Raw genomic sequence first — 24845 nt, 5'->3', positions numbered from 1 at the left:
CGGCTTGGACGATCGCGAGGCGGTGATCGCGGCAGTGGAGAAATGGCTTGCCGACGTAGTGGTAGGCCTGAACCTCTGCCCTTTCGCACGCAGGCCCATGCGCGCGGGCCAGGTCCGCTTTGCAGTCAGCGCGGCGGAGACCGACGAGGCCCTGATGCAGGAGCTGCTGGCGGAAATGGAACGGCTGGATTCCCTGTCGCCCGCGGAGCTGGAGACCACCCTCCTGGTCATCCCGCACCACTTGCAGGAGTTTACCGATTTCAACCAGTTCCTGGACCTGGCAGAGTGGCTGGTCGAGCGGCACGGCTACAGCGGGATTTACCAGCTGGCCACTTTCCATCCCCATTACCAGTTCGCCGGCACTGCCCCCGGTGATGCAGAAAACCTGACCAATCGAGCCCCCTACCCGATCCTGCACCTGATCCGGGAAGAATCGATCGAGCGGGTGCTGGCCAACTATCCCGATCCGGAGTCGATCCCCGAGCAGAATATCCGCAGGGTCAGCGGGCTGTCGCCGGAGCAGAAACGCAGGCTGTTCCCCTACCTCTTCTACCGCGATCCGCCGACGTCGCGCTGATCTCCCACGGACGAACACGCCGAGGCCAGCCCCAGGTGCTGGAGCGCCTGCAGGCGCCCCATCTGGTAGCCCTGTTCCAGCAGGTCGGGTTCGCGGGTAAAACGCTTCACCGGGAAGTCCTCCGGTGGTGCGATAACTGACACCCGGCACCCCTGCGGCGGGTTGACGATAAACTCCAGCGCCCGGTTGTAGCGTCCGGCGCGCTCCAGAACCGACTCGAACAGCCGCGAGTGCTCGTGAAATACCTGCTTTAGCATTTGCGGGGCGGGCGTCAGGCGCTTGCGATACCCGAGTGGCCGCGACAGCACCACGGTGATATCGGTTGCGCCCATCTCGTAGGCCCGGATCACGGGAATGGAATCGGCCAGGCCGCCATCGGTCATGGGCTCACCGTTTACCTGCGGGAATTCCCGGTATACAAACGGGATGGCACAGGACGCAGGGAACACCTCGTGCATATTCTCCGCCGATACTTCCAGGTAGCAGGCCTCGCCCGTATTGACGTTGGTAGTCACGGCGTAGAGCGGTATCGCATTGTCGTAGTAGCGCTGGACGTTCAGCGGCACCTCGTCGAATGACGCATGCCAGAGCCAGCTTACATCGCAGAAGTGGCCGCCTTTCAGGTAGCGGCGCCAGTTGATGAAGTCCGAGCGCCGCGCGTGGTCGAGCAGGATCCTGCGGCTGCGTCCCCGGTCCCCCGCCAGGTAACCGATCAGGTTGGTGGAGCCCGCCGACACACCGATGGCAAAGTCGTAGGGCAGGAAGTCGGACTCAATAAATGCGTCGAGGACGCCGGCGGCAAAAATCCCGCGCATCGCACCACCCTCAACAACCAGCGCACGATTACCGACTTTGCTGCTCACTTCAGCGCCCTCTGCCTTGAAACCAAAAAATAAAACGCAGTCACAATAGTACAATCTGCGCACAGCGTAACACCAGCGAAGATCCGGACCCCGCGGCCATCATCCCCCGGCGAGCTGGCATGCTTTTCTACCTGCACGAATTGTCGGGGTCACTGGAATGGGACACCTATGGTACAAGGTTATTCGCGTCACGCAGGCCATAACAATAAGGAATCTTTATGACAGTCATTGCCAGCCCGATCCTTGTCCCCGTCACGGTCCTGGTTGCCTGGTCCCTGCTGATGTGGCTGTGGATGTATGCGACCCGCCTGCCCGCCATCTCGAGGGCGGGAATCGACCTGGACCCGACTGTCCCCCCGCCCGAACTGATGGGCCGGCTGCCAGCCCGGGTGCGCTGGAAGGCCGATAATTACAACCACCTGATGGAGCAACCGACGCTCTTCTACGCCATCTGCCTGACCCAGGCATTACTGGAACAGGGTAACGGCGCCGACCTCTGGCTTGCCTGGGGATATGTCGGGTTGCGGGTCGCCCACAGCCTGTTCCAGGCCCTGATCAACAAAATCGAGGTGCGCTTTATGATTTTCACCCTGTCGACGCTGGTGCTGTTTGCGCTTACCATCCGGACGCTGATTACCCTGACTCTAACAATTGACTGAAATGGCTATTCCCTACCAATTCAATGCTCCCTGGAGCCGGCAGCTGAAATGGCTCACCGCTCTCGCCGTGCTGTTGCTACTGGCTATCCCACTGATCCTGATGGCGCGGGCGCCGGCCGACCCACCCGTCCTCTACAGGGTCTCCATCTGGTTGCCGGTGGCGATCCTGGCGCTCTCGACACTGTTCGCCATCCGCGGCTTCACCCTGAAAGGCGATGCCATCTACGTAATTCGCCCATTGTGGAAAACGCGCCTGCCGCTCGACGGGCTGCAGCAGGTGGTTGCCGATCCCGGCGCCATGCAGGGTTCTATCCGGATATTTGGCAACGGCGGACTGTTCGGCTACATCGGCCTGTTCCAGAACAAGCACATCGGCCGCTACCGGGCGTTCGCCACGGACCAGGCAAAAGCGGTGATATTGCGCTTTCCCGAGCGCACCCTGGTGGTGACCCCCGGCCGACCGGAAAAGCTGGTAGCGCTGCTGCAGGAGCGCATTGACCGACAATAACCGGCGCGCTCGCGGACCCTCGAGCCCAATACGGGGTTGCAGGCCGACGCCCGTGAAGCGTTCCTGTTTGTCTATCGCTGGAGTCGATTCGGTCAATTCCCCGTTGCCTGCACCGTGCTAGCTTGACTCACTGACGGCACAATAATGACAACGAGCCCCCGAGGAGTCCGGTGATGGAACAGTTCCCGTTTTCGGAAGCGCCGCCCCTGCCCGCCTGGCTGGCGGAGCAACTTCCCTACCGCCGCCGCATGTTCAGCAGCGGTGGCTATCGCATGCACTTTGTCGATCAAGGTTCCGGCCCTGTGGTGCTGATGCAGCACGGCAATCCCATGTGGTGTTTCCTGTGGCGCAAGGTGATTGAGGAACTACTGCAGCAGCCGGTGCGGGTGATCGCGCCTGACCTGATCGGCATGGGCTTCAGTGACAAGCCCCGCGATCCAGCCATCCACACCCTGGAATTTCACGGGCACCAGCTCTCGGCACTGATCCGTGCACTGGACCTGCGGGAAATCACAATCGTCGGCCAGGACTGGGGCGGGCCAGTTAGCGGCCTGGCGGCGGCGCTGAACCCGGAACGTATTGCCGGAGCGGTTTTTGCCAACACCTCCCTGCGGCTGCCGACGAAACAACCACGGGTGACGCCCTTTCACCGCTTTGCCAACCGCCCGGTGATCTCCGACCTGGCCTTCCGCCTGTTCAATTTCCCGATGCCCATGCTGCCGAAGGTACAGGGCAATCCCGCCAGCCTGGGGCCAGCGGAAATGCGCGCCTACAGGTATCCCCTCCGCCACTTCCGCGACCGGACCGCGCCACTGGCACTGGCGCGCATGGTGCCCACCCGGCTCGAGCACCCGACAATCGCGCAGCTGGCACTGGTGGACCGCTGGGCGCGGGACTTCCGCGGCCCGGTGGAGCTGGTATGGGGTTGTCGCGATCCCATTCTCGGTCGCGCCCTGCACGGCAACCTGGAGCTGTTCCCCGATGCCCGTGTGACCGAGACGCAGGCCGGGCACTTCCTCCAGGAGGAAGTGCCCGGCGAGCTGGCTGCCGCCATACGCCGGGTAATCGCCATCGCCACAGCGCCGGCATAGTAATCCGCCCGGGACAGGCGGGAACCGATCAGGCGCCTGACCGCCTTGGCAGGTCACGATAGCAGCCAGTGTGCTTTACTGCGGTAAACACCACGGTAACGGCCCATGAATGAAACCATGCCCCCGGACCTGATCGCTGCCGCGGCAACAGAAGCCGAATGGCTGCGCTGGTGGTTCCGGGTGATGATACTGACCAACCTGGCAGCGGTTTTCTTTGTCCTGAAGAAAAAGCCGACAGGCGGCGTCACTGCCAGGCCCGAAGCCCTGGCAATCCTGGCGGCGTTTGTGGCTTCCGCCGTGACCATGAACTGGCTCTATGACTGGGTCGGTTATGTCCGGCTCCTCGGGGTGACGCACCTGCTTTTCTGGACACCCGTGTACTTCTGGCTGCTGGGAAAATTCTGGCGGGATGAATATTCCGGCCCTTTCCGCATGTACGCCTTTATCTACCTGGTAATCGCGGGCGCCAGCCTGCTCACGGATGCTGCGGATCTCGTCCGCTATGTGCTGGGAGATCACCAGCCGCTGCACATGCATTAGACTGAGGGAATAGCTTCACTCGGGCATAACGGAATGCATTGCAAATCCTGCTGGCCGACCTGTTTCCCTGCCAGTAGCGGGGCACGTTGGCATACATTTGTTTCATTGCTGTTTGGCTTCCTGGCCGGGACACTGTTGCCATGTGTGCAGGCAGAAGAACAGCCGGACAATGCAATCCAGTTCAAATCCGGCCACAGTGGCGCCACCATAGAGGGGACGATCAAGGGCCGGGCCTATGAGCTCTATACCGTACAGGCGAGCGCCGGGCAGCGTATGACGGTGGAAATGCAAACCGATAATGCCGCCAACTACTTCAATATCTTCGCCCCGGGCAAGGGTCCCGGGGACGCCGCCAGGTTTATCGGCTCCACCCATGGCAATCGTTTTTCCCAGGTACTGCCCTCATCCGGTGTCTACACCATCCAGGCTTACCTGATGCCCAGTGCCGCACGGCGGGACGAAACTGCCAACTTCAGCCTGGACATTTCACTCACTGCGGGCACTCCCGCCACGCCCACCACGGGCGACGTCCAGTGGCCGCTTGAATACGATACGGCCGGCAAGCTTACCTGTGCCGTTGGCGACGCCGAGTTCAGCCTCGCATGCCCATTCCGGGTGCGCCGCCACCGGCCCGAGGCAACCATCTGGACCATTTCCCCTGCGGATCCGTCAGTGCTGCGCATCCTGTACTTTCGCAAGAACCGGTTTTCCACCAATGGCGCCGCAAAGGTCCAGTGGCAGCGACAGGGAGACAACTGGCGCGTGGATATTGGTGAACAGGAGTCCTACCTGGTCCCCGACGCCGTGATACAGGGAGACTGATTGCATGAGAGTGATGCCGCGACCATTGCGACTGGCCCTCGGCGGTGCCGCCGGCGGCCTGGTCGTTGCACTCCTGGTCGACCTGCTGGGGGCGGGAAAGGGAGTACTGCCCTACATCATGTACCCCGTGGCCGGTTTTATTGGCGGGCTCCTGGGCAGCTGGATCCAGCAGCGGAAAGGCCGCAGTAAAAACCGGCAGGATGACCACTGAGCCCCGCCGCCCCCATACGCGACATTATCCAGAACAGGACGGAGCGCAACATGCCCAGCGACGAACAGGGATACCCGGTTTCCGGTGCGACAGACGAGGCCATGCCACATTACCTGGCCGGACTGCGCGCATTCAATCTCTATCATGGCGACCCCCTGGAGCCGTTGCAGAAGGCGATCCATGCGGCACCGGAGTTTGCCATGGCCCACCTGTTGCAGGCGGGCCTCTGTGCTGTGGCCACTGAGCCGGCGGCCAATCTCGCGGCACAGAAATCCCTGCTGGCCGCCCGCGACCTGCCAATGAATGACCGTGAAGAATCCCTGTTCAGTGCCCTGGAAAAACTGGTGATGGGCTACTGGACCACTGCCGCAGAGGCACTGGATTACCACTGCGCGCGCTTCCCCCACGACCTGGTGGCACTGCAATGTGGGCACCTGGTGGACTTCTACCGGGCCAACAGCCGCGACCTGCGCGACCGGCTCGCCCGCGCCCTGCCCCTGTGGTCGGCGGAAATCCCGGGCTACTCGCTCCTCCTGGGCATGTATGCCTTCGGGCTCGAGGAAACCGGCGACTACCTGCGTGCGGAGGAATATGGCCACAGCGCCATCGAGCTGGAACCTTTCGACTGCTGGGCCCACCACGCAGTGGCCCATGTACTGGAAATGACCGGCCGTCCCGAAGTCGGCATCGAATGGATGAAAAGCCGCGAAGCGTTCTGGGCCGGGGAGGAAAACTTCTTCAAGGTGCACAACTGGTGGCACCGGGCACTGTACCACCTGGACCTGGGCGAGCAGGACGAGGCTCTGGCGCTCTATGACGGCCCGGTGCGCAGTGAAAAAAGTAATATGGCGCTGGATATGGTGGATGCCTCGGCCCTGCTATGGCGCCTGTCCATCAGTGGCTGCGACGTCGGTGACCGCTGGCAAGAGCTGGCGAAAGCCTGGGAACAACATGCGGATGGCCGGCTCTACCCCTTCAACGACTGGCATGCAGTGATGGCTTACCTCGGTGCCGGGGAGGACAGCAGGGCGGAAGACATCACCAACAGCCTCCGTGCCGGCAGGGACAACGAAGCGGAGGTATCACACTGGGGCTGGCAGACCGGCCTGCCCCTGGTGGAAGGGTTTATCGCCTTCTGGCACGGTGACTATCACCGGGCCACGGAACACCTGCACAGCGCCCGCTATATAGCCAATACCTTCGGTGGCAGCCACGCACAGCGGGATATCATCGACTGGACCCTCACCGAGGCAGCCATCCGCAGTGGCAACCGGGAACTGGCGGAAGCCTTCGCCAATGAGCGACTGGCACTGAAACCGGACAGCCTGGTAAACCAGGGGTTTATTGCCCGCGCTTCCGCACAGCACACCCCCTAGCGCGGCACGCCGCAGTTATGTCGGGCACCGGGATACACCGGTTCAGAAATCAAATAACCTGCGCCAGCTGAACCTGCCAGCGCGCTCCCGCCCCGTGTGCTCACGGTGGAACAGGCGAGCCAGCTCCTTTGCCTCGGACTCACTGAATTGCAGCGGCGCAAAACGCAGGTAATCCCGCGCCGCCAGGAATTCCCGCACCGACTGCTCGGCGGGGACATATTTCATCGACCAGTCGGCAAACAGACGCGTTTCCGCTGTGTTCACCGACAGGATGGTCAGCTGCCGGTGGCGGGAATCGCCGCTGATGCGCTGATAAGTCCTGTTGACCGCCTCGCGCTCTCCTTCAAGAACCTGGAAGAAATGCCCGTCGCCGAAGTACAAAACACCGCCAATTCCACTGCGCTTGTTGTTGCGACGACTCTGCATAAGTATGCGACCGACATTGGGTTCAACCCCCTGTACAGGATCAGCCGGCGCGAACTCTGCGCGACTGGCGTAGATCAGCCTAACCAGCTCAGACATGGTGACACCCCCTTTAACCCAAATGACGTCATACGCGCGCAATCACCCTGTGGATTACCCGGGAGTGCAAACAGTTCTTCCCTCGCGCTTTACAAGAGGCGCTGGTGCACTAGATTCCAGAAGTTAAATACTATTCGGAGAACACGCATGCCTTTGCTCCCTGCGCGGCTACTGGTTCCCGCGGTCGCGCTTGCCTGTTTACTGCAGTCCCTCGGAGCCTGGGCAATTCCGGTATTTGCCCGCCAGTACGAGATGAGTTGCGCCGCCTGCCACTCGGCTTTTCCCCGCCTGAATGCCTTCGGTGAAGAGTTCGCCGGTAATAACTACCGCCTGCCCTCATGGCGCGACAAAACAGTCGATACCGGGGACAACCTGCTGGCCCTGCCGGAGAAGGTTCCTTTTGCCGTGCGCGCCCAGGCGTATTTCCAGGGGCGCGAGGGTGAATCGATCGATCCACTGAACGGCAAGCGTGTAGAGGCGGATACTGATTTCCAGGCGCCCTATCTGGTAAAGCTGCTCTCCAGCGCGCCCCTCAGTGAAAACCTCACCTACTACTTTTACGGGATCTTCGCCGAAAAGGGAGAAAACGGCGAAGTGATCATCGAGGACGCATGGATCCGCCACAGTGACCTGTTCAGCTCCGGTGTCGGCCTGCAGCTGGGCCAGTTCCAGATATCAGACCTGATGTTTCCGCGGGAAGTACGTCTCACGTTCCAGGACTTTATGGTGTACCGCATGGCCAGTATCACCTATGAGCGGGGCATGATACTCGATCGGTCATTTGGCCCGGTTGACCTGGCCCTGGGGCTGGTCAATGGCAATGGCATCACGGATAACTTCAATGTGAACAGTCCCGGCTATCGCCGCCCGGACAACCTCTTTGATGACAACAACTCAAAAAGTGCCTTTGCCCGCCTGGGTGTTGATGAGGAGCCGCTGTCCGCGGGACTGTTTGCGCTTTCAGGAAAACGGGATAGCGCCACCGGTCCAGCGGGCCTGTTCAGGGGCGAGCGAGACTCGGATGTAACCATGCTCGGGGTCGACTTTTCCGGCAGTATCGGCAACAGGGCGCACTGGTATGCCCAGTATCTCTGGACCAGCTGGGATGATTTCCTGCAGCCGGAAATCGGCGATACGATCCTCTGGCCCAACCGACAGTATGACTGGCACGGGGGTTTCCTGGGCCTGGACTATATCGCCAGCGATCGCTGGGCATTTTCACTCCTGTACAACAGCGCCGACGCCAATGACCTGGCCCATACCGATACGATCTACGAGGGCATTGAAATTGATACCCTCACCTTCACTGCGAGCTATTACTTTATGCGCAATGCCAAGGGAATCATCGAGATCAATGCCGATTTTCTCGGAGCAAATGACCAGCAGGGACTGTACTTCACCGGCCACCTGGATAAGGAATCCTATATCCTGCTGGGGTTTGATGTGGCCTATTGATACCCGGGGGACCAACTCCCCGGTGCGCCGGCCCAAACGGGGAAGGCTGTATACCGGGCGTACACTTGGCAAGCGCCACAGCTCGCGGTAGATTGGGCAGCCAGCCGCCAACGACCCGGACTTATCGAAAACCATGTACATAGGCTCCCGGAAACGGGCATACGCATTGCTGCTGGCAGTACTGGCACTGCCCTACTCTCCGCTATCCAGCGCCACTGAAGCCTGCGTGATTCTCCTGCACGGCCTGGCCAAATCCGACCGTTCCATGGCAAAGCTGGAACGTGCCATCGGGGAAGCCGGTTACCACACAGTGAATGTCGATTACCCCTCCACCGAACGGCCCATCGACCAACTCGCCGGGCCCGCAATAGCACCGGCCCTGGACCGGTGCCCGGAAGATAGCGAGGTAAATTTTGTTACCCACTCCATGGGCGGAATACTGGTACGACAGTACCTCAGCCGGGTGCCGATCAAGAACCTGAAACGGGTCGTTATGCTGGGGCCGCCCAACCGGGGCAGTGAGGTGGTCGACCGATTGGGGAGCTTCCCGGGCTTTCATTTCATGTTCGGCGACGCGGGACTACAGCTTGGCACCGGCGACATGAGCGTTCCCAACCGGCTGGGGGCGGCCGAGTTCGACCTGGGGATCATTGCCGGTAGCCGCAGCATCAACCCGATACTTTCCCGGATGATCCCGGCCACCGATGACGGCAAGGTCTCGGTAGAGAGGACAAAGCTGGAGGGCATGAACGACCATATCACCGTGCCTGCAACCCATGTATTCATGATGAAAAATGACGAAGTCATCGCCCAGGTAATCCACTACCTGCAACAGGGCCAGTTCAAGCGGCCGCAACAGGATCGCACTGGCCGGGATTGACTTGCGGCACGCTCTCCCCTGTCGCGGATCGGTCTTCCAGTGGTGGGCGCTGATCCCCGGCGACTGACACCAGCGTGCCGGCCAATCGTGTTGCCTGCTTTCATGGCTGCTACCAGGACATTCTTTCTCTAGCCCGGTTCCTCCCCCCGACCGTCCCGTGCAGTGATTGAGATGGGCGCCTCAATCTCCCGGCAGCTGCGTGATGCCATGCGTGGCCACAACATCCCGATAGCGATCATCCTCTGAGACGCGATACTTCTACCCGACGCCGGAAAGTCCCGGAGGATACGCCGCCCGGCCGCGGCTACGACTAAACTGCGCGATACAGCAGGGAAAACTCGACCCGGCCAGGGGTCTCGGGGATGAATTGGATGACGGCACAACGCCTACTCGCCGGCCAGGAAGAAAGTTCGGAAGCGCTCCGGGAACTTCCGGAGCAGGTAGATCGCGGCCTGGAAACCGCACTGGGCAAAGTCGATGGCTGGATTGCCGATGGTATCCAGCATATCCCCAACTTTGTGGCAGCGCTGGTGGTAGTCATACTGCTGTACCTGCTCGGCACGCTGTTCGGTTTCCTCACCCGCAAACACCTGGCGCGACGCAAGCGGGAAAACCTCGGGGAAGTCCTGGGCGGCCTGGTGAAGTGGATACTGTTCGGCGTTGGTTGCCTGCTGGCAGCAACCATTGTCATGCCCACCCTGAAGCCGGGCGACCTTGTCGCCGGGCTCGGCGTGGGCTCAGTGGCTTTTGGCTTCGCCTTCAAGGATATCCTGCAGAACTGGCTGGCAGGCCTGCTGATCCTGCTCAAGGAGCCCTTTCACCTGAACGACCAGATCCGTGTCGGGGAATTCGAGGGCACGGTCAAGAAAATCGAGAACCGCGCCACATTTATCCGCACCTATGACGGCCAGCGGGTGGTCATTCCCAACGCCGACATCTACACCACCGCAGTGGTGGTGAAGACCGCCCACCCACTGCGTCGCAGTGAATACGATGTCGGCATCGGCTACGGCGACGGTATCGACCGTGCCTGCGAGGTATTGGTAGAAGCGGTCAGCAAGGTCGAGGGCGTGCAGGACAAGGTTCCTGTAGAGGCCCTGCCCTGGGGGCTCGCCGCCAGCTGGGTGACCATCCGTGTACGCTGGTGGACCCACAGCCGCCAGACCGATGCCAACCATATCGGCGCTGCCGTGGTCAGGGCCATCAAGCTGGCCCTGGATGAGGCGCAGATCGATATGCCGTTCGAGACCCGGGTGCAGCTTTTCCACGACCAGACAGAGGAGAATGACGGCGATCGCAGCCGGCAGCGGGAGGGCTGGCCGGCGCCTTCGGCGGGAGAAACCCGGCCCCGCTGGCGTGCCCAGCTGGAGCGGGACTGATGGCAGCGGGCCGCCCGGCCGTTCTCACCCCCGGCGGAAACCGCTATTCTCTGCGCTCAACCCGCTAAGGAGAGAGATTGTTCATGGTGGAGTGGCAGTGGGCGCGCCTCGAGGGGCTGGACAACCGGCAACTGTATGAAATCCTGCGGGTGCGCCAGGAGGTCTTCACGGTGGAACAGGACTGTGCCTACCAGGACGCCGATGGCAGGGACTGGGATTCCTGGCACCTGTGTGGCTGGGATACGCGCACCCCGGAACCACACCTGCTCGCCTACCTGCGCGTGGTGGACCCGGGGAAGAAGTATCGCGAACCGGCCATAGGCCGTGTGCTAACCGCCCTGTCGGCGCGGGGCACCGGGCTCGGGCGCGAGCTGGTGCGCCGTGCAGTGCTGCTATCTGATGACGTCCATCCCGGCGCCGCCATCCGTATTTCCGCCCAGCTCCACCTTGCCGGTTTTTATCGCGATTTCGGCTTTGAGCAGGTATCAGAACCCTACGACGAGGATGGTATCCCGCATATCGAAATGCTACGCCCGGTCCAATAAAGCCTTTCAGCCCGTATCGGGGGTAGCTGCCGGCTCTCCGGAAACCGCTTCCCCCGGGCGGGCAACGCGCTGGCGACCATCCCGGAACCAGCAGGACAGGCCGAAACCGAGGGCGCAGAGCAACCAGACAAGGTTGCCCACCAGCGCGCCGCCATGGATGGCACCGGCACCAAACCGGCCAAGGTGTGCCCCGACCACGCCCATCGCGACCAGGACAACAGCCAGGCGCAAGTACCAGGACCATCCGGCACAACTCCCCCGGAACGCAGCCACCAGGCTGAGCCCCAAAATCCCGCCCCAGAATACCGGCAGGGGAGGCAAGCCCAGGACCAGCTGGCCGAGGGCGGCCGCTGCAATCAACAGGGGCACCCCCCACACCTGCGCCACCCATATGCGCTCCAGCCTTTCCCGGGGGAAACCCCGCTGTCGTTTGCGCAGCAGCCAGATATTGATTCCTGAAACCACCAGTGCACACATTCCAAGGCCCAGCAGGAAGTAGGCCACTTTCACGGCGAAACCGCCGTAGTGACCAAAATGCAGGCGAAAACTAGAGGCGTAAACCTGCTTGCCCGCACTGCCATCGGACCAGCCATCCCGCCCCAGGGAAGCGCCATCGGCATTGAAGTAAAATCGTTCTCCCCAGACCAGTCGCCCCGGTACGCGGGTGGTAATTTCAAACAACTGACCCACCCTGCCGGGGTTGTGAAGGCTGATCCGAAACGGCTCTCTTCCTGGAGCGATGCGGGCCAGCGACGCGAGTGCCGGGGCAAAATCCGGCACCGGTACAGCGCTGGCTTCCGCCTTCGCCTCCGGCACATCCCGAAACAGCAGGTGGTGCACCCTCTCCACATCGCCGGAATAAAAAACCTGTGCAATCGCAAAGGCGAACACCGTTGCGAGGCCGATAAATGCACCCGTCAGCGCGATCATCAGGTGAAATGGCGCCGCCCATACGCCCAGGCGGTTATGCAGGTCCACCTGGCGTCGACGCGCTGAACCACGACCACGGAGGGAGAATGCCTCACGCACGATATTGGGGTGGGCCAGCAATCCGGAAATAATCAGCGCCGCCATCAGCACGCCGATCAGGCCCACTACCGGGACACCCAGGCCCACAGGGAGGTTAAGGGCAAAATGGAGATAGACGAGAAAATCCGTCCACTCATGCGTTACCTGTTCCCGCAGAGTCCCGTTACCGCCGACGAAATGCTCTCTCTCCCCCACTTCGACCAGCATGCGGGGCATCTCGGCGGTGGGTGCCGTAAAGCGGATCACGCCCGGCTGCTCGCCATCGGCAGGAATCCCGGCAAGGGCCTCGCGGGCAGCGCGCCGGTATACATCCGCTTCGACTGTCAGCATTTCCCCCGCGGATGCCTGCTCCCAGCGTTCAAACTCCGGGTAGAAGACCGCGAGGGTACCGCTCACACAGACGATATACAGCAGGGTGGACAGAAAGAGCCCCAGCGCTGAATGCCCACCGGTCATATCGCGCACAAAGGCCGGGCTGGGCCTGAATGACAGTTTCATCGCTCTTCTCCCCCGGTCATTGCACGGCCAGCAGCAGGCCGCTGCCGGCGTTGACCAGCAGCAGGCCCAGCACCGCCCGCGCCAGATTCCGGTCGGCACTTACCCAGACCACCCCGGCCTTCCAGGCCAGCAGCCCGACAAACACCGCACTCACCAAGCGGGTACTCTCCTCCGCGTCGCTCCAGCCAAAAAACGACAGGGCAAATACCACGGCGCAGGTAAGCGGCAGCACCAAAGCGGCCAGGAAGCGTATGCTCCTGCGCAACCTGACACGCCCGGCGACCGTCGGTTCTGAACGGCGCGCGCGGGCCGGTCGTTGTGACAAGAGGTCCCGGCGCCGCGGCAATGCCCCACCCAGGATCACTACCAGCCAGGCCACCAGCGCCGTGAGAATTACACTGAAGCAGATGCCGAACTCCAGGCTGTAGGCGCCCGACCAGCTCCAGACTGACGCGACAAGCAACCCCCATCCCGCGAGCGTAAACAGGCGCTGCGGCCCGCTACGCTGCCATGCGAAATACAGGCAAGTGACACCGGAGAAAATACAGAGTCCAGCCACCAGGCCGGCAACAAGCGGCGATTCCATCATTGGTATTCCCGGCGAGAGAGGCCCGGCTCCTGTTTTTATGTCCCTGGAATTGCATACCGGTCCAGATGGCAGGGGATTGCCGCGCGGGACCAGCACAACCGCAGCAAACAATAATGCGATAGATTCTTATTTGCAACAAAGAAAGGAAAACGTCCGGGTATAGCCACAGGGCGGGCCGCAGGTCAGTGCACCTTGCTTTCAGAGAAGAGGTTGATGATCACCACACCGGCGACAATCAGCGTCATGCCGATCACCGCCGGCCAGTCCGGCACCTCGCGGTAGATAACCGCGCCCGCCAGGGCCACCAACAGGATCCCTACCCCGGCCCAGATGGCGTAGGCGATGCCCACCGGAATAGTGCGCAGTACCAGCGCCAGCATATAGAACGCCAGTCCGTAGCACACCACCACAACCAGCGACGGCAGTGGCCGGGTGAACTGCTCTGAGGCCTTCAGTGCAGTGGTACCGGCGACCTCGGCAACAATGGCAATGGCCAGGTACAGGTAAGCCATATTCTCACTCAACCAGGCGGGAAGAGCCTGGCGGTGCCCCTATGGCCCCGCCGGCAGTTTCCCGGTCAATGTCAGGGATAGGTATAGCTGGACTGCAGCCCCAGGGGCAGGCCGATGGACCAGTAGATCACCAGGAAGATCGACCAGCACAACAGGAAGGCCACTGAATAGGGCAGCATCAACGATACCAGGGTGCCGATACCGGTACCCTTCACGTAGCGCTGGCAATACACCACCACCAGTGGGAAATACGGCATCAGCGGGGTGATGATGTTGGTGGAGGAATCCCCCACCCGGTAGGCGGCCTGGGTCAGGTCCGGGGAGAAACCCACCTGCATCAGCATGGGTACAAAGATCGGGGCCAGCAGTGCCCATTTGGCGGAGGCGGAACCCACGAACAGGTTTACCGAGCCCACCAGCAGGATAATGCCCATCAGGGTCACGGGTCCCGGCAGGTTCATCGCCGCCAGCAGGCCGCCTCCCTCCACTGCCAGCAATGTACCGAGCCCGGAGCGGCCGAATTCGGCAATAAAGAGGGCACAGAAGAACGCCATCACGATGTAGTAGGACATGGAGCCGGTGGTCTTCGACATGGAGTCGATAACATCCTTCGACTTGCCAAAGGTGCCGGTCAGGTAGCCGAACACCACTCCCGGGATGATAAACAGCAGGAAGATCAGCGGCACGATCGACTTCATCGCCGGTGCACCGAAGGATGCCAGCTGGCCCGCACCATCGCGCAGGGCCGAGGACTCCGGCAGCATCCAGGCCACCAGCCCGGCAATGCCGGCAGCCATCACCAGCAGGGACCAGCGCAGCGCCCGGCGCTCGCGCTCGCCCATGTCCTGCATCACCGGCATCTCATTCTCGTCCCCGTCGATCTCCACGTCCCTGAGGCGCGGTTCGATGACCCGGTCGGTGAGCCACCAGCCCAGCAGCACGATCACCAGGCAGGAAGCCGAGGTAAAGGCCCAGTTGTTCAGTGGGTTGAGCTGTACCTGTGCATCCACGATCTGCGCCGCCGACTGGGTAAAGCCCTGTAACAGGGGATCGATCGCCGAGGGCACGAAGTTGGCAGAGAAACCACCGGAGACGCCGGCAAACGCCGCCGCAATACCGGCCAGCGGATGGCGTCCGGCCGCATAGAAGATCACCCCACCCAGCGGTATCACCAGCACGTAGCCCGCATCCACTGCCGTGTGGCTGACGATGGCGACGAGGATCACCATTGGGGTCAGCAGCATCTGCGGGGTTACTCCCAGCAGCTTTTTCAGCACCGCATTGATAAACCCGCTCTGCTCTGCGACACCCACGCCGAGCATGGCCACCAGCACCACCCCCAGGGGGGCAAAGCCGGTAAAGGTCGTGACCATGTTGGAGAGAAAGTATGCGAGTGACTCCCCCGAGAGGAGATTGTTGATGCGGATCGCCTCACCGGTGGCCGGGTGCTGCGCGTCAAAGCTGACCCCGGACAACAGCCAGGAGAAGACCCATACGGTGACCATCAGGATCAGGAAGAGTACCGCCGGGTCCGGCAGGCGGTTGCCGATCACTTCTACCCGGTTCAGCGCCCGGTTGACCCAGCTGTTTTTTTCAATGCCCTTGCCACCTTCTACACCGGCGGCAGGACTCGCCTCGACATCACTCATAACAGGGCTCCCTGTAATTAGTAGTTATTGTGCTTGTTTGTTGTTCTTATACATCCATCCGCGGGCCATGGCCCGCGGATGACTACATTGAGCGAATGCGCCGGCGAGCCGGCAACGCAATCAGCCGATCTTGCGGATACCCACCGCCGCACGCAGCTTCTCGATAAACGGGGCGGAATAAGCCCGGGCCTTTTCGGCGCCCTTCTCCAGCTCTGCCTCGATATCCGCCGGGTTGGCCAGCAGCTCATGGTAACGCTCGCGGGCATCGCCGATCTGGCCATTGACCAGCTCGAACAGTTGCTTCTTGGCCTCGCCCCAGGCGATGCCCTCCTCGAAAGCCTTGCGCATCTCGGCGGTCTGCTCCGGGGTGGCAAACGCCTGCCAGACCTGGAACACGGTAGAGGTATCCGGGTCCTTGGGCTCGCCCGGTTCCAGCAGGTTGGTCTTGATCTTGTTGATGTGCTTTTTCAGCTGCTTTTCCGTCAGGAACAGCGGGATGGTATTGCCGTAGCTTTTACTCATCTTACGGCCGTCCAGGCCCTGCAGCACCGCTACATGATCATCCACGACCGCCTCCGGCAGCGCAAAGTGCTCGCCGTAATGGTGGTTGAAGCGCTGGGCGATATCACGGGCCATTTCGATGTGCTGGACTTGGTCCTTGCCCACAGGCACCTTGTTGGCGTTGAACATCAGGATATCGGCGGCCATCAGGATCGGGTAGCTGTACAGGCCCATGTTGATGCCGAAGTCGGAGTCCTCGCCGTCGGCCCGGTTGGCATCCACCGCCGCCTTGTAGGCGTGTGCACGGTTCATCAGGCCCTTGGCGGTCATGCAGGTCAGCAGCCAGGTGAGTTCCGGGATCTCATGGATATCGGACTGGCGGTAGAACACCACATTGTCGGTATTGAGTCCCAGGGCCAGCCAGGTGGCGGCAATTTCCCGGGTGGACTGGTGTACCTGCTCCGGGTCCTGGCACTTGATCAGCGCATGGTAGTCGGCGAGGAAGTAAAAGGACTGGTTGTTTTCCTCCTGGCTGGCGGCAATCGCCGGGCGGATGGCGCCCACGTAATTGCCCAGGTGGGGAGTGCCGGTGGTGGTGATGCCGGTCAGGACACGCTGCTTGCTCATAGATCCTTGGGTTTCCGTGCTACATACTGGTACAAATCTGAGCGACATGATACCCGTTTCAGCGGCGCGGTTGTATGCCGGGCCAACCGGCCCGGCCGCTCAAAATTCAACCAGGCCATATCTCTCCAGGGAGCCGGGTTGAACCGGTTACCACTACCAGCCCAAAGCCACCAGCACCTGACCCCACGCCCGGGGGACTACGTGCGCTTCACCCTGGAGCGCGCTTTTGACTTTCCGCTAACCATCCGGCTGGACCCGGTACCGGGTAGACTCTGTATTGCGGAAAGCACGCCCTGGGGCAAAGCCCGCACGGGGCCGGTATCACTGGAGGCCGAGGCCTCATTCGTCGACCGGATACGGCGGCTGGTAACCGGAAGCTACCTGGGCGCGCGCCCACCGCCGGAACGCCATGGCCTGGACGGCGCGGCCTGGAAGATAGAAGTTCAATGGGCAGGGGAGTACCATTCCAGCAGTGTATGGTCGCCGCAGTCAGGGCCCGAGTATGAACTGGGACGACGGCTGTTCAGGCGCGCGGCGCGCGCCGTCCCGCTGGGCGAGCTCTACTGAGCCCGGGCACCACCACCCGCGTAACCCGGCCGGCTGGCCCGGGCCCCTGTTATGGAGACTTGGCAGAGACATCGATGGCCAAAGAAATCGAGAGAAAATTCCTGGTGGAGCCCGGCTTTGCCGCTACCCTGGCCACCCGGGAGGGGGGCACCGCCGTATCCCAGGGCTACCTGCCGGTGTCCGGCACATCCACAGTCCGGGCGCGAATCTATGGCGACCGCGGCTTTCTCACCCTCAAGGGGGCCACCAGGGGTATTTCCCGCAGCGAGTTCGAATACGAAATTCCCGTGGCGGATGCACAGGAAATTATCGACACCCTGTGTGGGGGCCAGGTCATCGAGAAAACCCGCCACATCGTAACCGTGGGACAGCACAAGTGGGAGATCGACATTTTCTCGGGGCGTAACCGGGGACTGGTAGTGGCCGAAATTGAGCTGGAGTCGGAGGCCGAGGAATTCGAGCGCCCGGACTGGGTCACAGCAGAGGTTACCGGCGATCCCCGCTATTACAATGCGAACCTGGTCGACACCCCGTATTGTGACTGGTAACCGGGAGCCCAATGACAGATCCATGCAGTAATAAAGCCGCTATGCGGCGAATGCTTGCCAGTAATATCGCCATGGCGAGCGAATCGAGGTAGCCAAGCGCCCCATGATCAAGAAGACCCTAGCCCTTATCCTCCTGGCTTGCTGCGGGGCTGCAGCCGCCCTCCTCGCCTTTCCCGGGCTCAAATACACGATCTACCGCGAGCTTCCGGTCGACCTGCGCTGGAAAATTTCATATATCACCTCGGACAAGTTCCTGGTCGGCATGGTGTTCCTGATTAAGAGGGAAGACTCCCTGTTGCTGGTCCGCCACCGCTACCAGGATGCCTGGGGCCTGCCCGGGGGATGGCTCGAGCACGGTGAAACCGTGGAGCAGGCGGTGCGGCGTGAACTACAGGAAGAAATAGGGGCCGAGGTGCTGTCCACCCGGGTACTCGACGTGCGCAAACCCGCCTATACACCGGTGGTTGATATCGCGGTCCAGTGTGAAATCGCGGAAGGGGATATGGTATTCAATGACAGCGAGGTGGTGGAGACCCGCTTCTTCGCCCCGGATGACCTGCCGGAGGATATCCTCTACACACACAAGCCATACATCCAGCGCTATATGGCACTATCGCGGCTGACTGCTGCGGGCCAGTAGCAGGCCCCTGCAACGGGTGCGCGACAGCTGTCACCCAGCTGGTACACTCCTGCCTGTCACCGCTTTTACAGCAAGGGCCCAAACACCCATGTGCAGCCTGTTCGATGCAGACGACCATGCCGGCATAGAGCGATTTCTCGAGCAGGTGGGCGTCGGCTACCCGCAGAGAATGATTTATGGCCGCCGGCGCCGGCCGACCTCACAGGTCAGCATTGTCACCGGCCGCCACGGGATGCCCGAACTGGAGACGGCAATCTGGCACCTGTACCTGCAGAAAGAGGGTGACCACTACAGCCCCCATAAAAAATACTGGTCCATCAACAGTAACTGGCGCAAGTTACCCAAGCGTCCGGAGTACCGGCACTCCCGCTGCCTGATTCCGGCCAATGCCTGGGTTGAGAGCCAGCACGGCGACAACCCGGTGGAATTTTCGTTTGGACTACCTTTTTTCTTCTGCGGCCTGTACAAAAGCTGGGACGACGGCAGGCTGCTGAGCTGCTCAATCATTACGCTGCCCGCGCACCCGCTAACGGAACGCTTCCACGACAAGAGCCTGCCCATGATCGCCCCACCAAGCAGCGGATTTATCCGCCAGTGGCTGTCAGGCGATACCGATACCACGCCCTTCAGCCCCTACCTGGTACCGCGGGTCGACTACGCTGACCGGGTCCTGCAATACCGGCCACTGAAACGCGCCACATCCACCGACTACACCGGTCCCGCTCTGCCGGTGGGCGCGCCCGGTGAGGGGCAGTCATGAACACATTCCTGGCCGTTATCGCGCTGGCAATCCTGGTCTGGGTGCTGCCGGTCTACTGGCAGAAATGGCGGCGGCGCTACCTGCGAGCGCGTCCCCTCACACCGTCGGCCTACCGGCACCTGCAATCCGCCCTGCCCTTTTACTCGGCCCTGGCGCCGGAAGCCCAGCGGGAATTGTGCGCCAATGTCAGCCTGTTCCTGCATGACAAGGAGTTTGTCGGCTGTGACGGCCTGCGGATAACCGATGAAATGCGGCTCTGCGTGGCCGCCTGGGCCTGCCTGCTGCTGACCGGCCGGCAAAACCGCTGCTACCCCGCACTGCGAACCGTGCTGCTTTACCCCGATACCTATGTGGCGCGGGAAACCCATTTCGAGGGCGCCATCGAGATGACCGCCGCCAGCGCGCGGGAGGGGGAGTCCCACTATCTCGGGCCGGTGGTGCTGTCCTGGGCTGACATCGAGGAAGACCTGCTCCACCCACAACAGGGCCGCAATGTGATCGTGCACGAATTTGCCCACAAGCTGGACGAAGAGGACGGTGTCTATGACGGCCGCCCCCTGTTCACCGATAATGAATCGGGACGTAACTGGGCGCCGGTCTTTCGGGAGGAATATGAGCGACTGCGACACCAGGTGATTAGGCAGGAGAAGAAAACAGGGACAGGCAATACCGGGAGCGACGAGGCTGCCGGGGGACAGGCTTCCATTCTCGACCCCTATGGCGCCCAGTCACCGGCGGAGTTTTTCGCCGTGGCATCAGAGTCTTTTTTCTCGATCCCGGTGGAGCTCAGGGACCACCATGGGAAGCTGTATGCAGAGCTGCGGGCCTTCTATCACCTGGACCCCGCCGCTTGGCACGATGAAAATCTGCGGGGCAGTCAACATCCAGCGTAACGCCTATATCATCCACCGGCACGTCGCACAGTGCGGCGGGATTGGCATGGATTACCCGCTCCCAGTCCTTCCGGGCCCGCAACTGAGCCAGTTGCCCCAGGAAGCACCGGCCGAACACCACCGGCTTGCCCCGCTGCCCCGCGAATACCGGCGCACAGATCTTGTCCGCCGCGCAGTGGCGCAAGAGCTCGCACAATGACTCGGGCCTTACAAACGGCATATCTGCCGGGCAGATCGCCAGGGCCCGTGGCGGCTCATCCAGCGACGCCAGTTTCGCGGCGGCAGCGGAGATACTGGCACCGATCCCTACCGGCCAGGCGGGGGCACGCACCAACTCCCCACCCTGCCCCGCCAGCAGGCGGCCCACCAGCCCGTCCCGGGAACGAACCACCACCTGCAGCCGGCCCGGCTCGGCGGGGCCCGGCCCCAGGGTATCCAGGGCCGCGCGAATACCGGCCAGTGTTGCCAGCAGCATGGGCTCCCCGTCGATATCCGCCAGGCGCTTGTCACTGCCGAACCGGTGCGAGTAGCCGGCGGCGAGAAGGATAGCGGCGTATTCCATCAGTGGCTCCCTGCCCCGGCGTCTTTCATGCCAACGCGGCTGTCCGGGTTTCCCCAAACTAATAGTCCCTCTTCCACTGAAGCTCCACGCTGCCGGCGCCACTTTCATTGCTACCGGCGGATTTCAGCTCCAGGTTCAGGTTGCGCCGCAATTCAATCTGCATCTGGGCCTCCCAGGGGTTGAGGGGATCAGTACTGCGCTGCAGTTCGATAAAGATGCGGCTGGTAATGTACTTGCCCAGGCTGAGCGCATAGCGATCCTGGCCTTCCTCGCCCTCCTCGCTCTTGATATCCAGCGTATCGACCCCGAGTAACTCCCGGGTTTTGGCCACCGGGTCGAAGCCGGCCCCGCCGCCCTGCAGGGTGCGCACTACCGTCACCAGCCTTACTGCCTGCAGTGGCGATATATCCTGCAGTGACTTGCCAAACAGCAGCTGGGCGAAGATCTCATCCTGGGCCGCCTCGGGCGTGGAGCTGAATTCGATATCCAGGTCGTCGGCGGTGCCGGAAATCTCGGCAATAATTTCACCGTCACTGTACTCGTGACGCCCCTTGACGAAAATGGCAGCCTCGCTGTTCTCGAACAGCACCCGACCTTCCAGCAACTCAAAGCGCTTGCCCAGCAGGTCGAAATTACCCCGCACGATGGTGAGTTCCCCGGATGCGTTCGGGTTGGCCGCGGTGCCGGCGACATTTACCTGCCCCTGCAGCTCCGAGTTCAACCCCAGGCCACGCACGTAGGATTGCTGGTCCAGCACAACCTGGATCGCCAGCGCGATGTTCTCCAGGATGGGCGGGCCGCGCTGCTGCACCGGGCCGTCCACCTCGACTTCAACCACCTCGATTTCCGGCACACTGCTGCCGAACAGTTGCTCTACCTGTACTTCCAGCGGCCGCAGGGTCAGGCGCCCCTCCAGGCGCGCGTCCTCGGTGGTCCCGCTCAGTCCCAGCGTGCCGGATACAGCGCCGCGCACGGCGGGGGAATTGAGCAGGTGCAACCGCTGTGCACGCACCTCGAACGCCAGCTGCGGTGGCCCCACTGCCGGGAAGGTCACTGCACCACCGATATCAATGCGGCCATCCTCCCGGTCCTCCGCCCGCGCCTCCTCGATCACCCAGCGATCCGGGGTCAGGCGCGCCAGCAGGGCAATACGTCGCAGGCGGGTATTGCTCGGGCGATGTTCGTAGGAGCCCCCTTCAAGGCGCACCTCCCCCAGCATCCGGGGCTTCTCCACGGTGCCATCCGCGGTCAGGGTAAATTGCAGCTGCCCCTGCATGGTGTGAATCCCGGGATCGAGAAAAGCCTCAAGCACGGACAGGTCCGCGCTGCCCCCGCTGTCCAGGGCCAGGGGCAATGGCGGCCGCGCACTGCCGGCCGGGCGCTCGGCCAGCAGTATTTCCAGGATTGGCCCCACCTCCAGCTGTGCACTGGCCTCCGCCGCCCGGCGCGTGCCATGGTCCATCTCCAATTCCAGTTCCAGTGTGGGCCCCCGGGTCTGCCAGCGGATCGCGCCGGACAACGGTTTGCCATCAGTGACGCTGGTGAGGCCCAGCTCCCCCTGCAACTGCGGTTTGCGCGGACTGCCGGCGGCGGTCGCCTGCAGGGTAATCTCACCACGTTCGTTCAGTTCCGCCGGCAGGCCCAGCTCCAGGTCGGCCAGCATGGCATTGCCCCGCAGCTCCAGGTCGAGCTCTTTTTCATTCAGGCTGCCTTCGGCCAGAAGTCGGTTGCGGCCCGCCCACTGCAGGTCGACACCGGACAGGGAAATACTGCCCTGGCGGTAACCCACGTCGCCCTGCAGGCGCCAGGGCTCCTCGCGGAAGCTGCCCTGGGCGAGGATATTGACCTGGGCCTCGGGACTGGCGAAAGGCCCGGAGAATTCCCCGTCGAGGCTCACCTCACCCTCCAGTGTGGCGGGCAGGGACACGCCCGCCAACTCTGCCAGGGATACCGGGATATTGCGCCCCGCCACTGTTCCCCGGGCACGCTGCTTGCCCGGCTCGACGATCCCGTCCAGCTGCAGCCAGGCCTCACCCTGCCAGGCCAGCTGGGCGGATTCCCGGGCCAGCTCGCGCACGCGACTGGGGCTCTGCTGCGGCGCAAGTGAACCTTTGCCTCCCTCATCGCCATTGGTGACCGGGGACTGTTGTCCCGCCAGGGCGGTCACACCAAAACCGCGGCCGGGATCGAGACTGGAGAGTTCCAGCCGCACTCCGTCCAGCTGGATCCGGTCCATATCCCCGGCCACAGCCCCCTCCAGGCTATAGCGATAGTCTCGGTACTTGCCGTCCGAGTTAATACTGGCCTGGAGCTGTGGCTTGCTCCAGGGCCCGCGCACGGACAATTCCGCATCCAGGTTGACGGCAATGCCGGCCAGCTCGGGGATATCGAGCAGCAACCGCGGCGGGAATTCATCTGCCCTCGCCGTGAGTTGCAGCTGCAGGGTTTCCTTTTCCAGCGAGACGTCGCCATTCCCCCCCAGCTGGAAATGTTCGCCGCTGAGGCTGAATTCCCGCACGCGAATCTTTTTCGGGCTCCCCGCAACCACGGCGCGGAGATCACCCTGCAGCTCGCCATAAACCGGGCTGGCGCGGAGCGTGGCGGTAAAGTCCGGGTTGCCCCAGGGGCCACGGGCGCTGAGCTGCAGGCCGTCGATGGCACCGGAAAGCTCCGGCGGCAACTCCACCCGGCTCTCTTCCGGCAGCACCGCCAGCAGCGCGCGGATATCGTCCAGTTCCAGGCGCGCCAGCTCGCCCTGAAGATCGATGGACTCTGCGGGAATGTCCACTTCGCCGGCCAGGTCCAGGCGGGCGCCGGCAAATTCCAGCGTCGCACCCGCCAGCTCGATCACCTCATCCCGGGTCTGCACCCGGCCCTCCAGGTGTACCGGCTGCTGGCGGTAACTACTGCGCAGCTCCACCATCCCTGAGACCGCCGGCAGCGACAGCGGGCCCTGCAGTGACAGGTCGGCGCTGAGCCAGCCGCCCTGCAGGTAATCCTGCCAGGGCTGTGAAATGGCCAGCGGCAGGCGATTGAGCCGAATTTCCGCATCCACCCGTTCGCCGCTGACAGAGCCTGAAATCGCGTGTTTTGTGTCATCGACAGTCAGCGAAAGGCCGCCGGTCTCCACCAGCCAGGGCGACAGTGCGATTTCCAGGGGCCCGGCAAGCCCGAAGCGGTGGGACACCAGCGGCAGGGAAAATTCCTCGATGGTGACTGCCAGCCGGTCACCGGACTCGCGCACTGCAATCCGGCCACTGGCATCCAGCGCCTGCCCGGAGGGCAGCTGCAACAGCTGGCCGGCAAATCCGCCGCTGTCCTCGCGCGCCAGGAATTCCACCCGGTAACGCCCTTCACTGGTCTCGCGGGCAGCCAGGCTTACCAACAGCCCCGCCCCGTCCAGCTCGCGTATTTCCAGCCCCCCGCGGGTTGTCTCGCCCTGCCAGCGAAAGTAGCCGTCCCCGTCCACGGCCACCGGGGGCAAATCCGGGTAGCGCCGGTCGATCACCCGCAGGCGATCGATGTCCAGCCGGCCGAGCCTGATGGAGGGAATATCGAGCGCCGCCGCCGGCTGCTCCTCCACCTCTGCCTCGGCCTGCTCGGCGCCCGCCTCCAGCAGCGACTGCAACACATCCAGGTCCAGCAACAGGTCGGCGGCACCCACCCGCTCGATATCCACCCTGCCGGCGACAAGCCCCGGCAGGTCGATGCCCAGCGCCAGCCCACGGGCCTGTAACAGCACCTCGCCCTCGTAATCCACTTTCAGGGAGGAAAACGACCAGGCGCCCAGGCGTTCACTGGCCACCTCGCCCGCCTGGATGCGTAGCCCCGGCACAAGGCGCTCGGAGAGGGCGAGCGCGCCGTGCGTCAGGGATACGCGCCCCGGGCCGGTGCCAACGAAATAAAGCAACGCCAGCAGAAGCACCAGCAGCACACTGGACACCAGTGCACCGCGACCGCCCAGGGAGTGCCAGAGACTGCGGAGCACCGTGCCAATGGCGCGCACGAAACCAGATGCCAGGGCAGAGAGCGACCGTGCCAT

General features: G+C 62.6%; 26 protein-coding genes. 17 read left to right on the top strand and 9 right to left on the bottom strand.

Annotated elements, in window-relative coordinates; all coding sequences use genetic code 11:
- Nucleotides 1–4: 4 nt before the first annotated feature.
- Nucleotides 5–577, top strand: a complete 573-nt coding sequence (locus ACH6CX_RS05190) for a DUF1415 domain-containing protein (protein ID WP_232941671.1) — start codon at nucleotides 5–7, stop codon at nucleotides 575–577.
- Here ACH6CX_RS05190 and ACH6CX_RS05185 read toward each other — a convergent pair.
- Entirely contained in the window at nucleotides 550–1440 is an 891-nt protein-coding gene (locus ACH6CX_RS05185) for a patatin family protein (protein ID WP_232941670.1), read from the bottom strand. The two genes, ACH6CX_RS05190 and ACH6CX_RS05185, sit on opposite strands and share 28 nt — an antisense overlap.
- 218 nt (nucleotides 1441–1658) lie before the next feature.
- Here ACH6CX_RS05185 and ACH6CX_RS05180 point away from each other — a divergent pair, with 218 nt between their 5' ends.
- From ACH6CX_RS05180 to ACH6CX_RS05150, 7 genes are all read left to right on the top strand, one after another.
- Entirely contained in the window at nucleotides 1659–2099 is a 441-nt protein-coding gene (locus tag ACH6CX_RS05180; RefSeq protein WP_396675050.1) for an MAPEG family protein, read from the top strand.
- A 1-nt stretch (nucleotide 2100) separates the two neighbouring features.
- Nucleotides 2101–2607 (top strand): PH domain-containing protein, encoded by a 507-nt coding sequence (locus ACH6CX_RS05175; RefSeq protein WP_232941668.1) that lies wholly within the window; start codon nucleotides 2101–2103, stop codon nucleotides 2605–2607.
- 173 nt (nucleotides 2608–2780) lie between these two features.
- The gene (locus ACH6CX_RS05170; RefSeq protein ID WP_396675048.1) at nucleotides 2781–3698 is read left to right on the top strand and encodes an alpha/beta fold hydrolase; all 918 of its coding nucleotides are present in this window, start codon (nucleotides 2781–2783) and stop codon (nucleotides 3696–3698) included.
- A 105-nt stretch (nucleotides 3699–3803) separates the two neighbouring features.
- On the top strand, nucleotides 3804–4238 hold the full coding sequence (locus ACH6CX_RS05165; protein ID WP_396675046.1) for a hypothetical protein: 435 nt from the start codon (nucleotides 3804–3806) through the stop codon (nucleotides 4236–4238).
- A gap of 144 nt (nucleotides 4239–4382) precedes the next feature.
- The gene (locus tag ACH6CX_RS05160) at nucleotides 4383–5060 is read left to right on the top strand and encodes a hypothetical protein (protein WP_232941665.1); all 678 of its coding nucleotides are present in this window, start codon (nucleotides 4383–4385) and stop codon (nucleotides 5058–5060) included.
- Between the two features lie 4 nt (nucleotides 5061–5064).
- On the top strand, nucleotides 5065–5271 hold the full coding sequence (locus ACH6CX_RS05155) for a hypothetical protein (RefSeq protein ID WP_237063778.1): 207 nt from the start codon (nucleotides 5065–5067) through the stop codon (nucleotides 5269–5271).
- A gap of 50 nt (nucleotides 5272–5321) precedes the next feature.
- A complete protein-coding gene (locus tag ACH6CX_RS05150) occupies nucleotides 5322–6647 on the top strand; it encodes a tetratricopeptide repeat protein (RefSeq protein WP_396675044.1) in 1326 nt (441 codons plus the stop codon).
- A 42-nt stretch (nucleotides 6648–6689) separates the two neighbouring features.
- Here the strand turns inward: ACH6CX_RS05150 and ACH6CX_RS05145 are convergent, their stop codons facing one another.
- Nucleotides 6690–7169, bottom strand: coding sequence for a BLUF domain-containing protein (locus tag ACH6CX_RS05145; protein ID WP_232941662.1), 480 nt, complete (start codon nucleotides 7167–7169; stop codon nucleotides 6690–6692).
- Between the two features lie 147 nt (nucleotides 7170–7316).
- Here ACH6CX_RS05145 and ACH6CX_RS05140 point away from each other — a divergent pair, with 147 nt between their 5' ends.
- The 4 genes from ACH6CX_RS05140 to ACH6CX_RS05125 all read left to right on the top strand — a co-directional run bounded on the left by ACH6CX_RS05140 (nucleotide 7317) and on the right by ACH6CX_RS05125 (nucleotide 11428).
- On the top strand, nucleotides 7317–8624 hold the full coding sequence (locus ACH6CX_RS05140; protein WP_237063780.1) for a hypothetical protein: 1308 nt from the start codon (nucleotides 7317–7319) through the stop codon (nucleotides 8622–8624).
- Between the two features lie 133 nt (nucleotides 8625–8757).
- Nucleotides 8758–9504 carry a triacylglycerol lipase gene (locus ACH6CX_RS05135; protein WP_232941660.1) on the top strand — a complete coding sequence of 249 codons (747 nt, stop codon included), beginning with the start codon at nucleotides 8758–8760 and terminating at the stop codon, nucleotides 9502–9504.
- 371 nt (nucleotides 9505–9875) lie between these two features.
- On the top strand, nucleotides 9876–10883 hold the full coding sequence (locus ACH6CX_RS05130; RefSeq protein WP_237063781.1) for a mechanosensitive ion channel family protein: 1008 nt from the start codon (nucleotides 9876–9878) through the stop codon (nucleotides 10881–10883).
- A gap of 83 nt (nucleotides 10884–10966) precedes the next feature.
- Nucleotides 10967–11428, top strand: a complete 462-nt coding sequence (locus tag ACH6CX_RS05125) for a GNAT family N-acetyltransferase (RefSeq protein ID WP_232941658.1) — start codon at nucleotides 10967–10969, stop codon at nucleotides 11426–11428.
- A gap of 6 nt (nucleotides 11429–11434) precedes the next feature.
- Here ACH6CX_RS05125 and ACH6CX_RS05120 read toward each other — a convergent pair whose 3' ends face one another.
- From ACH6CX_RS05120 to ACH6CX_RS05100, 5 genes are all read right to left on the bottom strand, one after another.
- A complete protein-coding gene (locus ACH6CX_RS05120; RefSeq protein WP_396675040.1) occupies nucleotides 11435–12955 on the bottom strand; it encodes a PepSY-associated TM helix domain-containing protein in 1521 nt (506 codons plus the stop codon).
- Between the two features lie 16 nt (nucleotides 12956–12971).
- The gene (locus tag ACH6CX_RS05115; protein ID WP_237063783.1) at nucleotides 12972–13544 is read right to left on the bottom strand and encodes a hypothetical protein; all 573 of its coding nucleotides are present in this window, start codon (nucleotides 13542–13544) and stop codon (nucleotides 12972–12974) included.
- A 182-nt stretch (nucleotides 13545–13726) separates the two neighbouring features.
- On the bottom strand, nucleotides 13727–14056 hold the full coding sequence (locus tag ACH6CX_RS05110; protein WP_232941655.1) for a multidrug efflux SMR transporter: 330 nt from the start codon (nucleotides 14054–14056) through the stop codon (nucleotides 13727–13729).
- Nucleotides 14057–14127: 71 nt separating this feature from the next.
- On the bottom strand, nucleotides 14128–15705 hold the full coding sequence (locus ACH6CX_RS05105) for an AbgT family transporter (RefSeq protein ID WP_237063785.1): 1578 nt from the start codon (nucleotides 15703–15705) through the stop codon (nucleotides 14128–14130).
- A gap of 120 nt (nucleotides 15706–15825) precedes the next feature.
- Complete coding sequence (locus ACH6CX_RS05100) at nucleotides 15826–16833, bottom strand: tryptophan--tRNA ligase (RefSeq protein WP_232941653.1); 1008 nt, start codon at nucleotides 16831–16833, stop codon at nucleotides 15826–15828.
- A 138-nt stretch (nucleotides 16834–16971) separates the two neighbouring features.
- On the opposite strand from ACH6CX_RS05100, the gene ACH6CX_RS05095 reads away from it, so the two are divergent.
- From ACH6CX_RS05095 to ACH6CX_RS05075, 5 genes are all read left to right on the top strand, one after another.
- The gene (locus tag ACH6CX_RS05095) at nucleotides 16972–17400 is read left to right on the top strand and encodes a hypothetical protein (RefSeq protein WP_334078518.1); all 429 of its coding nucleotides are present in this window, start codon (nucleotides 16972–16974) and stop codon (nucleotides 17398–17400) included.
- Between the two features lie 74 nt (nucleotides 17401–17474).
- Entirely contained in the window at nucleotides 17475–17948 is a 474-nt protein-coding gene (locus ACH6CX_RS05090; protein ID WP_232941651.1) for a CYTH domain-containing protein, read from the top strand.
- A 103-nt stretch (nucleotides 17949–18051) separates the two neighbouring features.
- A complete protein-coding gene (locus tag ACH6CX_RS05085; protein WP_232941650.1) occupies nucleotides 18052–18588 on the top strand; it encodes an NUDIX domain-containing protein in 537 nt (178 codons plus the stop codon).
- Between the two features lie 88 nt (nucleotides 18589–18676).
- Entirely contained in the window at nucleotides 18677–19348 is a 672-nt protein-coding gene (locus ACH6CX_RS05080; protein WP_334078517.1) for an SOS response-associated peptidase family protein, read from the top strand.
- The gene (locus tag ACH6CX_RS05075) at nucleotides 19345–20241 is read left to right on the top strand and encodes a M90 family metallopeptidase (protein WP_334078516.1); all 897 of its coding nucleotides are present in this window, start codon (nucleotides 19345–19347) and stop codon (nucleotides 20239–20241) included. Before ACH6CX_RS05080 ends, ACH6CX_RS05075 begins: the two co-directional genes overlap by 4 nt.
- On the opposite strand, the gene ACH6CX_RS05070 is transcribed toward ACH6CX_RS05075, so the two are convergent.
- The gene (locus tag ACH6CX_RS05070; RefSeq protein WP_334078515.1) at nucleotides 20135–20803 is read right to left on the bottom strand and encodes a nucleotidyltransferase family protein; all 669 of its coding nucleotides are present in this window, start codon (nucleotides 20801–20803) and stop codon (nucleotides 20135–20137) included. The genes ACH6CX_RS05075 and ACH6CX_RS05070 overlap by 107 nt on opposite strands.
- A gap of 58 nt (nucleotides 20804–20861) precedes the next feature.
- Nucleotides 20862–24845, bottom strand: coding sequence for a translocation/assembly module TamB domain-containing protein (locus tag ACH6CX_RS05065; protein WP_237063793.1), 3984 nt, complete (start codon nucleotides 24843–24845; stop codon nucleotides 20862–20864).

It is taken from the genome of Microbulbifer sp. JSM ZJ756 (genome assembly GCF_044383805.1).
Classification (GTDB): Bacteria; Pseudomonadota; Gammaproteobacteria; order Pseudomonadales; family Cellvibrionaceae; genus Microbulbifer; species Microbulbifer zhoushanensis.
The sequence above is the reverse complement of the archived record's forward strand: the minus strand, read 5'-3'. Positions and strand labels throughout refer to the sequence as shown.